7 protein-coding genes are annotated in these 12631 nt (G+C 62.5%); 1 reads left to right on the forward strand and 6 read right to left on the reverse strand.

Annotated elements, in window-relative coordinates; all coding sequences use genetic code 11:
• Window positions 1–38 precede the first annotated feature (38 nt).
• The 6 genes from fdhF to B9Z33_RS05990 all read right to left on the reverse strand — a co-directional run bounded on the left by fdhF (window position 39) and on the right by B9Z33_RS05990 (window position 10744).
• The gene (fdhF, locus tag B9Z33_RS05965; RefSeq protein ID WP_108285991.1) at window positions 39–2825 is read right to left on the reverse strand and encodes a formate dehydrogenase subunit alpha; all 2787 of its coding nucleotides are present in this window, start codon (window positions 2823–2825) and stop codon (window positions 39–41) included.
• Between the two features lie 121 nt (window positions 2826–2946).
• Window positions 2947–4671: an NADH-ubiquinone oxidoreductase-F iron-sulfur binding region domain-containing protein gene (locus B9Z33_RS05970; protein ID WP_108285992.1), complete on the reverse strand. Its 1725-nt coding sequence runs from the start codon at window positions 4669–4671 to the stop codon at window positions 2947–2949.
• 189 nt (window positions 4672–4860) lie between these two features.
• Window positions 4861–6153, reverse strand: coding sequence for a benzoyl-CoA 2,3-epoxidase subunit BoxA (gene boxA / locus B9Z33_RS05975; RefSeq protein ID WP_108285993.1), 1293 nt, complete (start codon window positions 6151–6153; stop codon window positions 4861–4863).
• Window positions 6154–6492: 339 nt separating this feature from the next.
• On the reverse strand, window positions 6493–7920 hold the full coding sequence (gene boxB / locus B9Z33_RS05980) for a benzoyl-CoA 2,3-epoxidase subunit BoxB (RefSeq protein ID WP_108285994.1): 1428 nt from the start codon (window positions 7918–7920) through the stop codon (window positions 6493–6495).
• A gap of 89 nt (window positions 7921–8009) precedes the next feature.
• The gene (boxC, locus tag B9Z33_RS05985) at window positions 8010–9668 is read right to left on the reverse strand and encodes a 2,3-epoxybenzoyl-CoA dihydrolase (protein ID WP_108285995.1); all 1659 of its coding nucleotides are present in this window, start codon (window positions 9666–9668) and stop codon (window positions 8010–8012) included.
• A gap of 161 nt (window positions 9669–9829) precedes the next feature.
• Window positions 9830–10744 carry a helix-turn-helix transcriptional regulator gene (locus B9Z33_RS05990; RefSeq protein WP_108285996.1) on the reverse strand — a complete coding sequence of 305 codons (915 nt, stop codon included), beginning with the start codon at window positions 10742–10744 and terminating at the stop codon, window positions 9830–9832.
• 191 nt (window positions 10745–10935) lie between these two features.
• Here B9Z33_RS05990 and B9Z33_RS05995 point away from each other — a divergent pair, with 191 nt between their 5' ends.
• Window positions 10936–12507, forward strand: coding sequence for a 3,4-dehydroadipyl-CoA semialdehyde dehydrogenase (locus B9Z33_RS05995; protein ID WP_108286192.1), 1572 nt, complete (start codon window positions 10936–10938; stop codon window positions 12505–12507).
• The last annotated feature ends 124 nt before the right edge of the window (window positions 12508–12631 follow it).

Genomic DNA, 12631 nt, shown 5'->3' on the forward strand with positions numbered 1-12631 from the left:
CTGCAAGGTGTGCAGCACAAGGGATGGACAGCGCCGGATTATGAGGGCTGCAGCGCCGAGACCCGAACCGCGCAGTATTTGAACTCCGGGATCTTGCCAAACGGATCGAGCGCGGCGTTGGTCAGCTCGTTGGCTGCCGCCTCCACATAGGCGAAGGGCATGAACACCGCGCCTTGTGGCGTGCCATCGTCACGGCGCAGTTGCAGCACCACCTCGCCACGGCGTGAGGCAACGCGCACATGCTGCCCGGCCTGCAGCCCCAGCCGGGCGAGGTCGGCACCGCACATCGAGGCTGTGGCCGCAGGCTCCAGCGCGTCGAGCACCGTGGCGCGGCGCGTCATGCTACCGGTATGCCAGTGCTCCAGTTGCCGCCCGGTGATCAGCACCATCGGGTACTCTGCATCGGGCTGCTCGTTGGCCGGGATCAGGCTGGCGGGCACCAAGCGCACACGGCCGTCTGCCGTCGGGAAGTGGTCATGGAAGACGATGGGCTGGCCCGGATCATCGGCGCTCACGCACGGGTACGTGACCGAGCCTGCGTTCAGGCGCGCCCAGTCGATGCCGCCAATGGCCGGGGCCATGGCCTGGCGCATTTCTTCATAAACCTCGGCCACACCCTCGTGCTCGCCTGCGTAGTGCCAGTTCAGGCCCATGCGCTGGGCGATCTGCTGGATGATCCAGAGGTCGGGTTTGGCCTCGCCCGGCGGCAGCACGGCCTGGCGGCCCATCTGCACCGTGCGGTCGGTGTTGCTGACGGTGCCGGTCTTCTCGGGCCAAGCGCTGGCGGGCAGCACCACATCGGCCAGCCAAGCGGTTTCGGTCAAGAAGATGTCCTGCACCACCAGGTGCTGCAAACTGGCCAGCGCATGACGCGCATGGTTCAAGTCCGGGTCGCTCATGGCTGGGTTCTCGCCCATGATGTACATGCCGCGCACCTTGTGCGGGTCGCTGTCTGGCGCCAGCGCCTTGTGCATGATCTCGACCACGGTGTAGCCGGGTTGGTCATCGAGCTTCGTGTCCCAAAACTTTTCAAACCAGTCATGCGCCGACTTGTCGGTCACCCGCTGGTAGTTGGGGTACATCATCGGGATCAGGCCCGCATCGCTCGCGCCTTGCACATTGTTCTGACCACGCAGCGGGTGCAGGCCCGTGCCGGGGCGGCCGATCTGGCCGGTGATGCTGGCCAGCGCAATCAGGCAGCGCACGTTGTCGGTGCCGTGCACGTGCTGGCTCACGCCCATGCCCCACAAAATCATGGCGGCTTTGGCCGTGGCATAGGCCCGGGCCACCTCGCGGATGGTGTCTGCCGGAATGCCACAAATGGCGCTCATGGCTTCGGGCGTGAAGTCCTGCACATGGGCCTTGAGTTCGGCCACGTTGTCGGCGCGTTCCTTCAAGAACGCTTCATTGCACAGCCCCTCATGCACGATGACGTGCAGCATGGCGTTGAGCAAGGCCACATCGGTGTCGGCCTTGAACTGCAAGTTGCGCCAGGTGTGGCGGCCGATGTCGGTGATGCGGGGGTCGGCCAAAACGATACGGGTGCCGCGCTGGGCGGCGTTTTTCATCCAGCTGGCGGCCACCGGGTGGTTGGCCGTGGGATTGGAGCCGATCACGATGATGAGGTCGGAGTGCTCGACATCGCGCACCGGGTTGCTCACTGCGCCCGAGCCCACGCCTTCGAGCAGCGCGGCCACGCTGGACGCGTGGCACAGGCGCGTGCAGTGGTCCACGTTGTTGCTGCCAAAGCCAGTGCGCACCAGCTTCTGGAACAAATAGGCCTCTTCGTTGCTGCCTTTGGCGGAGCCAAAACCGGCGAGGGATTTGGGGCCGTACGCTTGCCACAATGCGTTGAGCGGCTGTGTTGCCAGATCGAGCGCTTCTTCCCAGGACGCTTCGCGGAAGACTTCGCGCCAATCGGTTTGGCCATCCAGCAAGGACACGTCTTTGGCCACACCTGCTTTGCGGATCAGTGGCTGGGTGATGCGGTCCGGGCTGTGGATGTAGTCCATGCCAAAGCGGCCCTTGACGCACAAACGCCCTTCGTTGGCCGGGCCTTCGCGGCCTTGGACGCTGATGATTTTTTCATCTTTGACTTGGTAGGTGACCAGGCAACCCACGCCGCAAAACGGGCAGACGGAGTCCACATCACGGTCCACCTTTTGCGGGCCGATGTGGCTCTTGGGCATGAGCGCACCGGTGGGGCAGGCCTGCACACATTCGCCGCAACCCACGCAGCTGCTGCCGCCCATCGGGTCGGCCAGGTCAAACACCACCTGGGTGTGTGCACCCCTGAAGGCCAGACCGATCACGTCGTTGACTTGCAGATCACGGCAAGCGCGTTCGCAGCGGTTGCACTGGATGCAGGCGTCCAGGTTCACGGCCATGGCCGGGTGCGACAGGTCGGCGGGCACCGTCTCACGTTTGAGCGCGGCCAATGCAGGGCGCACCTGCACGCCATGGTGCTCGGCCCACTGACTCAGTTCGCCATGCGGGGCCTCGGCGCGGTCATCCAGCCATTTGTGGCCCTGCTCGGGCAGGTCGGCCAGCAGCATCTCCAGCACCATCTTCTGGCTTTTGACGGCGCGCTCGCTGTCGGTGCGCACCTGCATGCCAGGCGTGGCGCTGCGGCAGCAGCTCGGAGCCAGGGTGCGCTCACCAGCGACCTCGACCACGCAAGCGCGGCAATTGCCGTCGGGCGCCAGGCCCTCCTTGTGGCACAGGTGCGGAATGGCGATGCCCAAATCCTTGGCGATGTTGAAAATGCTTTTCCCGGCAGGCGCTTCAACCGATTGGCCATTGAGGGTGAATTGAACCTTGCTCATGCCATGCCCCTCACCGCACCTAAAAATCCCTGTAGGAGGCTGCCCCTGCAGCCGAATGGCTGATGTGGCTCCGGCTGACATTCGCGAGCGGGGGCTCGCTCCCACAACACATCACGGCACATCATGCGGCCCCCACTTCATGCGGAAAGTAGTCCAGCACACATCGGATCGGATTCGGCGCGGCCTGACCCAAGCCGCAGATGGACGCATCTCCCATGACTTGCGCCAAATCTTGCAGGGTGTCGGCATCCCAGGTAGTCGCTGTCATCAATTGGGCGGCCTTGTCGGTGCCCACGCGACAGGGTGTGCATTGGCCGCAGCTCTCGTGCGCAAAAAAGCGCATCACGTTCAGCGCCGCATCGCGGGCGCTGTCGTGTTGGCCGAGCACCATCACGGCGGCCGAACCGATGAAGCAGCCGTGCGGCTGCAGCGTGTCAAAGTCCAGCGGCACATCGGCCAAGCGCGCCGGCAAGATGCCGCCGCTGGCACCACCAGGCAGGTAAGCGTAGAGCGTGTGGCCTTCGGCCATGCCGCCGCAGTATTCATCCACCAGTTCGCGCAAGGTGATACCCGCTGGCGCGAGCTTGACGCCCGGCTGCTTGACGCGGCCGCTCACACTAAAACGGCGCAGGCCTTTACGGCCATGGCGTCCGTGCGCTGCATAGCTGTCTGCGCCTTGCTCCAGCAATTCGCGAATCCAGTAAAGGGTCTCGAAGTTGTGCTCCAGCGTCGGGTGACCGAACAGGCCCACCTCGGCGATGTAGGGCGGGCGCAGGCGCGGCTCGCCACGCTTGCCCTCAATGCTCTCGATCATGGCCGACTCTTCGCCGCAGATGTAGGCCCCTGCGCCCCGACGCAATTCGATGCGCGGCAAGGCACATGGCGGGTTGGCACGCAAATCGGCCAGCGCTTGCGTGAGCAGCACGCGTGCTTCGTGGTACTCGTCGCGCAAGTAAATGTAGACCGCCTCGCAGCCCACCACGCTGGCGGCGATCAGCACGCCCTCCAGAAAACGGTGCGGATCGGCCTCCAGACAAGTGCGGTCCTTGAAGGTGCCGGGCTCGCCCTCGTCGATGTTCACGGCCATCAGGCGTGGGCCAGGCTGGCTGCGCACGATGCGCCATTTGCGGCCTGCCGGGAAGCCTGCGCCACCCAGGCCACGTAAGCCTGATGACTCCAGCACCTGGATGACCGATTCAGCCTCGCGCTCTCCTGAAGCGACTTGCCGTGCCAGCCGATAGCCCCCGGCTTGCAGGTAGGCGGCCATGCCGATGGCGTCGGGCAGTGCGTTGGGCGTGGTCTGGTTCTGGACCACGCGCTGCGCAACCGTTTCAGCCGTCGCGCAGGCCACCGCCTGCTGGCCCACTTGTGCGGCGGGTGCCTGCTCGCAGCGACCGAGGCAGGGTACGTTAACAACCTGCACATCACCCGTCAGATCGCGCTGCAGCTGACGCAGCAGCGTGTCGCTGCCCGCGAGGCTGCAGCTCAGGCTGTCGCACACCCGCACGGTGATGCGTGGGGCAACAACATCGTCTTTGAGTATCTGGAAGTGGTGGTAAAACGAGGCCACCTCGAAGACCTCCACCACCGACAGCCGCATCTCGGCCGCCAGCGCCACGATGTGGCGCTCGAACAGACCATGGAAATGGTCGTTGAGCACATGCAGGTGCTCGATCAGCAGATCGCGGCGGTGGCCGTCTTCAGGCACGGGCCCGATCAGGGCCTGCAATTCAGCTCGGGCGTCGTCCGTGGCTTGTCGGCCCTTGAGTTGCGAGCGGGGCTTTCGCAGCGCTTCACGCACCTGTTTCAGTTCAATGCGTGTTTCAGAAGTTGTGTTGGTCTGCATGGCTTATGTCTCGGTCAAACGCGCCCAGAAATGTGTATTGACTCATCACAGCCAAGTATCTGTGGGAGGCTGCCCCTGCAGCCGAATGCTGGCATTGGCGGCAAAGGCAACCCTTCGCGAGCGGGGGCTCGCTCCCACCTCAACAGATCAGGAGACAGCCAGTTCACCGGCACACCCCTTTTCCAAAAATCAATAAGTCTCGAGGTGCAGGCGGCCTTCTTTTTTCAGGGCCGTGCCGATGTTGTCCCAGTCCAGTCCGGCGTTTTGCGCGATATCACGCAAGGCCATGACCACGCCCTCTTCCATGCTTTTCAGGCCACACACATAAAAACAGGTGTTGCCGTCTTTGAGCAAAGAGGCCACATCGGCGGCGCGGTCACGCAAGGCGTCTTGCACATAGCGTTTGGTCTTGCCTTCTTCACGCGAGAAGGCGAATTCGATGTCGATGAAGTCTTTGGGCAGGTTGTTCAGCGGGCCAAAGTAGGGCAGCTCAGAGGGCGTGCGGGCACCGAAAAAAAGCATCAGCTTGCCGCCCTCGAACTTGCCGCTGGCACGCAGGCGGCGACGCCATTCGGTCATGGCGCGCATGGGGGCAGAACCTGTGCCCGTGCAGATCATGACGATGTTGCTCTTGGGGTGGTTGGGCATCAGGAAGCTGGCGCCAAACGGGCCGATCACCTGCACCTTGTCGCCCACATTGAGGTCGCACATGTAGTTGGAACCAACGCCGCGAACAGGCTTGCCGTCGTGGTCTTCGAGCACGCGCTTGATGGTCAGCGACAGGTTGTTGTGGCCAGGGCGCTCGCCATTGCGGGGGCTGGCGATGGAGTACTGGCGCGCATGGTGCGGCTTGCCTTTGGCGTCTTCGCCAGGGGGCAAGATGCCGATTGACTGGCCTTCCAGCACCGGGAAAGGCAGGTTGCCGAAGTCGAGCACGATGTGGTGGGTGTCGTAGTCTTTCCCGACTTCGGTCACGCGCAGGTTGCCGGTGACGGTGGCGGTGATGGTTTTGTCTTGCGCCTTGGGGCCATAAAGGTTGGTGTAGGCGTGCGCGGCAGACCAAGGGGGAATGGTCGCCCCGAAATGGGCTGAGTTGAAACCCGAAGCAGCGGCGGTGCTGGCAGCCGATGACGAAGAAGCTGCGGCCTGCACAGCGGCTTGTGCTTCTTGTTCTGCAGCACCGGTATCGCCACCAGCGGCAGCCAGTTCTTCGGCGCTCAGCTCAGCAGGCAGTTCGTCCCACTTGAGTTGTTCTTCGATGCTGTAGGCCCTGGCCTTGGGCATCATGCGCCAGTTGTCAATCGAGCCTGTGGGGCAAGGCGAGATGCAGTCCATGCAGAGGTTGCAGATGTCGGCCTTGACCACGTAGTTGAGCGAGTCGTGCGTGATCGCGCCCACCGGGCAGATCGCTTCGCAGGTGTTGCAGCGGATGCAGATCTCGGGGTCAATGACGTGCTGTTTGATCAGGATGTCTGTGCTCATGGAATGCCTCCTCAGGCTTTCGGTGTTGTGTTCTGTGTCTGTCGTGAACTGCGGCTGCGGTGTTCTGGGTCTGCATAGACCGCTGCGCGATGGCTTGGGGCGGGACGCCTCATACTGGGGTACCAGAAATCGGCGCCCCGCCCCAAGCCATCCCACAGCTGAAAACCGTTTCAAGCCTTGGCAGTCTACAGGCGTTTACGGACCGCAAACACCATGCAGTTGACAGAGGAAGGGGCGGGTGACGATTTCTGGTACCCCAGCATAAGGAACCCGCCCCTTCCTCTGTCAACTGCCGCCCCCGCAACAGCAGAGGCAGCAGTCGATCAAAAGTTCAACGCATCAGTTGAAGCGGACGTAATCAAAGTCCACTGGCTGACGGTTGATGCCCATGACGGGTGGCGCGATCCAGTTGGCGAACTTGCCTGGCTCGACGACACGGCCCATCAGGCTGGCCACATAAGCGCGGTCTTCGTTGGTGGGCAACCACTCGCCCACTTGCGCCATCCACTGCTCGTCGGTCACCACTTGACCATCGGGCGTGATCTTGGAGCCGGACAAAGAGCCAATGTTGCGGTGGAAGGCTTTGTGCGGTGCCTTCAAGGTGAAAGGAATGCCCGCCTTGGCGATCACACGGTTCCAACGGTCGATACCGCCTTTGGAATCGGTGATGTAGTCGTCACGCAGCACTTCGTTCAAAGCGTTGAGCATCGGCACTTCTTTCTCAACCAGCTTGCCGTCTTCGACCGACAGGATCTTGTAGCTGTTGCCCTTGAGCACGTGGTCATCACCACGCTTGCCTTCTTCGTAACGGCCTTTCAGACCGGAGCTGTAGAAGGTGGCGGCATTCGACGACTCGTCGGCACCAAACAAGTCGATGGTCACCGAGAAGTGGAAGTTGATGTAACGCTGGATGGTGGGCAGATCGATCACACCGGCAGCGCGCAGTTTGCCCACGTCGTCGGTCTTGAGTTCGTTCATCACATCCACCGTGCGCTGGATGGTGCGGCTCACGCCGGACTCGCCCACAAACATGTGGTGCGCTTCTTCGGTCAGCATGAACTTGGTGGTGCGGGCCAAGGGGTCGAATGCCGACTCGGCCAAGGCGCACAACTGGAACTTGCCGTCACGGTCGGTGAAGTAAGTGAACATGAAGAAGCTCAACCAGTCAGGGGTCTTCTCGTTGAACGCTTGCAAGATGCGGGGATTGTCTTGGTTACCGCTGTTGCGCTGGAGCAATGCATCGGCTTCTTCACGGCCGTCTTTGCCGAAGTATTTGTGCAGCAGGTAGACCATGGCCCACAGGTGGCGGCCTTCTTCGACGTTGATCTGGAACAGGTTGCGCAGGTCGTACATGCTGGGCGCGGTCAGGCCCAGGTGGCGCTGCTGCTCGACCGATGCGGGCTCGGTGTCGCCCTGCGTCACGATGATGCGGCGCAGGTTGGCGCGGTGTTCGCCAGGCACGTCTTGCCAGGCTTTTTCACCGATGTGGTCACCGAAATGGATCTTGCGGTCTTGCTCGCCGGGGTTCATGAACACGCCCCAACGGTAGTCGCGCATCTTGACGTGGCCAAACTGGGCCCAGCCTTGCGGGTCCACGCTCACGGCCGTGCGCAGGTACACGTCCATGTCGGTCGAGCCTTCGGGGCCCATGTCGTCCCACCAGTTGATGAAGTTGGGCTGCCACTGCTCGAGGGCGCGCTGCAGCGTGCGGTCTTCGCTCAAGTTGACGTTGTTGGGAATTTTTTCGCTGTAGTTGATACCGGACATGAGAGTCTCCAGAAATTAAAGCAACGGTGGGGGAAAATTTCGGTTGCAGCGCGGACCACCGGGCACCACGCTGCACAACGCAAAAAACATCAAACGCGGTTCATGTCGAACTGGACTTTTTCGCCTTTGCCGTAGACCTTCAGGGCACCCTTTTCGCCGACGGCGTTGGGGCGCTGGAAGATCCAGTTTTGCCAGGCGGTCAGGCGACCAAAAATGCGGGTGGCCATGTTTTCTTTCTGGGCAAAACGCAGGTTGGCTTCCAGACCGGTCAGCGCGTCAGGCGACATGGACGAGCGCTCTTCCAGAGCCAAACGGATCTCGTCAGCCCAGTCGATGTCGTCAGGTGCGGCCGTGACCAAGCCCAGGGCCAGTGCAGCGTCGGCGTCGAGCGCTTGGCCAATGGCGCCGCGTGCGGCTTCCATGGCAGGCACTTCTTCATAAAAGCGGCGCTGCAGGCGGGTCTGGTCGTTGACCATGGGGAAGAAACCGAAGTTCATTTCGCTCAATTGAATCTTGGGGGCCTTGGCGGCATCGTCGGGCAAAGCCAGCATGTAAGCGCGGTCGGCACAGAAAGCCAGCTCGGCGAGTGTGCCAACAAAACATGTCCCCTCTTCGATCAGGGCGAACAGGCTGCGCGAAGACACATCCATGCGGGCCAGCGTGCGGCGCAGGTGGCCAATGGTTTCACGCACCAACCAGTGGTCTTTGTGGGCCAACAAGGTCTCGTCCGAGGCCAGCACGGCTGCGGCATCGCCCGAAGTCTTGAGCACCCAGGTGCCGATGTCGAGTTCGTTGGTGCGCATGTGCAAGATGGCGTCGTCCAGTTCGCGCACCATCTGCAGCGGCCACCAGTTCACGCCAGCAGCTTCGATGCCGGCGATGTCGGTCGGCTGTGCCGTGGCAGGGGCTTTGACGGTGAAGGTGGCGATGCGCTTGGCGCGGTCAATTTCAACGGTGACGTTGGTGTAAGTCAGGGCATCGGCCGCGATGGTGCGACTCAAAGGGGTCAGGCTCACGCCTTTGGCGCCTGCGGTGCGGATGCTGCCAGCGGCCAGTTTTTGGGCGCGGGCTTGCACGGCCTCCTTGAACACGGCAGGCTTGGCGATCGCGTCGACCAGACGCCAGTCCACGGCTTTTTGACCGCGCACACCTTCAACACTGGTGCAAAAAATGTCGGCCAAGTCGTGGCGCACATGGCGCTTGTCGGTCACGCGGGTCAGACCACCGGTGCCAGGCAACACGCCGAGCAAAGGCACTTCGGGCAGCGACACGGCGCTGGAGCGGTCGTCGACCAACACGATTTCGTCACAAGCCAGGGCCAGCTCGTAACCGCCGCCAGCGCAAGCGCCGTTCAGGGCGGCCACGAATTTCAAACCGTCGTGCTTGCTGGAGTCTTCGATGCCGTTGCGGGTCTCGTTGGTGAACTTGCAGAAGTTCACTTTCCAGCCGTGGGTCGACACACCCAGCATGAAGATGTTGGCGCCGGAGCAGAACACGCGGTCCTTCAGGCTGGTCACCACCACCGAGCGCACTTCGGGGTGCTCGAAACGGATGCGCTGCAGCGCGTCGTGCAATTCGATGTCCACACCCAGGTCATAGCTGTTGAGCTTGAGCTTGTAGCCAGGACGGATGCCGGCGTCTTCGTTGATGTTGATCGACAAAGTCGCGATCTCGCCATCAAAGGCCAGGTTGATGTGCTTGTATTGCGAGGGGTTGGTTTGGTAGTCAACCTGGAAAGCTTGCGTCATTTGAGTGTCTCCGTTGAGGAAGGTGGATGCTGATTTCGGTCAAAAAATGCATTTCAGTGCATGTTGGACGGAATTTTAGTGCAGGTCACCCACACACACAACATGCACTTTATTGCATTTACTAGGTATTTTCCCTAGGAAATGCATTTTTCTGCCACCCCTCAGACCGGCAGCGTCAAATGTTGGCGAACCGAAGTACGCAAGGCGGCGAAGGCTTGGTCTTCGCTGCGGCCACTGGTGTTGATGGCCAAGTCGGCTTTGGAATAAAAAGCCGAGCGCCCTTCCAGGATGCGCTTGAGGTCTTCCATCGCCTCGCGGCTGGCGGCCATGGGGCGCATGTCGCCCTGCGCGGCCACGCGGCCCATGTGGTCAGCGGCATCAGCCTGCAGCCACACGGTGGTGCAATGCGAGAGCAGCAGATTGAAGTTGGCCGAATCCGACACCAGCCCGCCCGGCGTGGCGATCACCACTTCGGGGTAAATCTGGATCGCCTCTTCAAGCGCCCGGCGCTCGTAACGGCGGTACGCGTTGGCGCCATACAGGTTGTGGATCTCGCTGATCTGGCAACCGGCAAACTGCTCGATCTCACGGCTCAGCTCAATGAACGGAAAGCCCATGTCATCGGCCAGGCGCTGCCCCAGAGAGGTCTTGCCTGCGCCGCGCAAACCGATCAAAGCGATGCGGTTTTTGCGCTCTTGGGCGTTGCCGCCTTCACCAAACATTTCGCTCAGCTGCACACGCGCACGGCGCAAATCGGCCTCGCTGCGCTTGGACAACAACTCGCGGATCAGCAGCCACTCGGGCGAGGTGGTGGTCACATCGCCCAGCAACTCGGCCAGCGAACACTGCAGCGCCTGCGCCACTTGCAGCAGCACCAGCACCGAGACGTTGCCCGTGCCGTATTCGAGGTTGGCCAGGTGCCGTTCGGACACATCTGCGGCCAGCGCCACGGCGCGGCGCGTCATGCCCTGGCGCGAACGCAAAGTGCGCACGCGCTCGCCCAGCGCCTCCAAAAATGGATTGCGCTTGGTTTCCGGCTCGAATGGCTCCGTCAACGTGGACTCTTGACTGGTCATGTTCAACTTTTGATCAAAGGCAAGGGAAAACCCTTAAATTTCAACAAGCCCAAAACATGCACTTTATTGCATACTTGGAGGCACGCACAATAGTGCATCAACCGCTGTTTATACCGCCAACTGAACAGCAAGAACAGTTTTTTGTTGCATGCCCATGCATGCACACCCCCAAAACCCTTGGAAAGCTCCACATGACCACCGCAATGCTCCCCAACTTCATCGCAGGCCGCTGGCAAACGGGCACCGGCGCAGGCACGCCGATGTTTGACCCCGTGCTGGGCACCGAGCTGGCCCGCGTGTCGAGCGCCGGCATCGACCTGGCCGAAGGCTTTGCTTTTGCCCGCGAACAAGGCGGCGCTGCCCTCCGCGCCCTGAGCTACGGCCAGCGTGCCGCCCTGCTCACCCAAATCACCGAAGTGCTGCAAGCCAACCGCGACGCGTATTACGAGATCGCCACCGCCAACAGCGGCACCGTGGCCAAGGACTCGGGCGTGGACATCGACGGCGCGATCTTTACCCTGGGCTACTACGCCAAGCAGGGTGCGACCCTAGGCGATGCCACGCTGCTGCTCGACGGCCAGCGCATCCGCATGGCCAAAGACCCGGCTTTCCAGACCCAGCACATCCAGGTGCCTACACGGGGCGTGGCGCTGCTCATCAACGCCTTCAACTTCCCCAGCTGGGGCTTGTGGGAAAAAGCCGCCCCGGCCCTGCTCGCGGGCGTGCCGGTCATCATCAAGCCCGCCACCGCCACCGCCTGGCTGACCCAGCGCATGATCAAAGACGTGGTCGATGCGGGCGTGCTGCCCGTGGGCGCTTTGTCGGTGATTTGCGGCTCGTCCGCTGGCCTGATGGACCAGCTGCAAGCCTTCGACGTGGTGAGCTTCACCGGCTCGGCCGAGACCGGCAAGATCATCCGCAGCCACCGCGCCGTGACCGAGCTGTCGGTGCGCTGCAACATCGAGGCCGACAGCCTGAACTCTGCCCTGCTCTCGCCCACCGCCACAGCGGACAGCGAAGCCTTCAAACTGCTGGTGGCCGAAGTGGCCCGCGAGATGACCGTCAAGTCAGGCCAGAAGTGCACGGCGATTCGCCGCGTGTTTGTGCCACGCGCCTTGTATGCCGCCGCCGCCAAAGCGATTGGCGCACGCCTGGCGAAAACCACCGTGGGTAACCCGCGCAACGAGACCGTGCGCATGGGCGCGCTGGTGAGCCAGGAGCAAAAGGCCAGTGTGCTGGCAGGGCTGGCCCAGCTCAAGACCGAAGCCACCGTGCTGTTTGACGGCAGCGCACCGGGTCTGGTCGATGCCGACGCGGCCAGCGCCTGCGTGGCCCCGGTGTTGCTGGGCACCGAATCGCCCATGACGGCCCAAGTGCTCCATGCGGTGGAGGTGTTCGGCCCCGTGTCCACCCTGATGCCTTACGACAGCATCGAAGAGGCTTACGCCATGATCCGCCGCGGCGAAGGCTCGCTGGTGTGCTCGGTCTACAGCGAAGACCCGGCCTTCACGGCGCAAGCCTCGGTCGAGCTGGCCAGCAGCCATGGCCGAGTGCACGCGATTTCGCCCGACGTGGCGGCCCTGCACAGCGGCCACGGCAACGTGATGCCCATGAGCCTGCACGGCGGCCCTGGCCGCGCCGGGGGTGGCGAAGAGTTGGGGGGTCTCAGGGCACTCAATTTCTACCACCGCCGCACAGCGGTGCAGGGCAGCTCGCTCGCGCTGGATGCGCTGGCGGCGCAAGGCAGCCATCTGGCCTTGTGATTTTGTGGGAGGCTGCCCCCGCAGCCGAATGCTGGATGAAACCACATTCGGTCGCAGGGGCGACCTCCCACAAAAACGCCCACAAAAACCTGACACGCCAAACCACATCTGCACCACACTGGAC

Origin of the sequence: Limnohabitans sp. T6-20 (assembly GCF_003063505.1) — a bacterium.
In the GTDB taxonomy this organism is placed as follows: Bacteria; Pseudomonadota; Gammaproteobacteria; order Burkholderiales; family Burkholderiaceae_C; genus Limnohabitans_A.

Coding starts and splice junctions, on each gene's coding strand:
- boxB (WP_108285994.1), bottom strand. CDS start 7,920: ATGTCCGGTATCAACTACAGCGAAAAAATTCCCAACAACGTCAACTTG.
- B9Z33_RS05970 (WP_108285992.1), bottom strand. CDS start 4,671: ATGCAGACCAACACAACTTCTGAAACACGCATTGAACTGAAACAGGTG.
- fdhF (WP_108285991.1), bottom strand. CDS start 2,825: ATGAGCAAGGTTCAATTCACCCTCAATGGCCAATCGGTTGAAGCGCCT.
- boxA (WP_108285993.1), bottom strand. CDS start 6,153: ATGAGCACAGACATCCTGATCAAACAGCACGTCATTGACCCCGAGATC.
- B9Z33_RS05995 (WP_108286192.1), top strand. CDS start 10,936: ATGACCACCGCAATGCTCCCCAACTTCATCGCAGGCCGCTGGCAAACG.
- boxC (WP_108285995.1), bottom strand. CDS start 9,668: ATGACGCAAGCTTTCCAGGTTGACTACCAAACCAACCCCTCGCAATAC.
- B9Z33_RS05990 (WP_108285996.1), bottom strand. CDS start 10,744: ATGACCAGTCAAGAGTCCACGTTGACGGAGCCATTCGAGCCGGAAACC.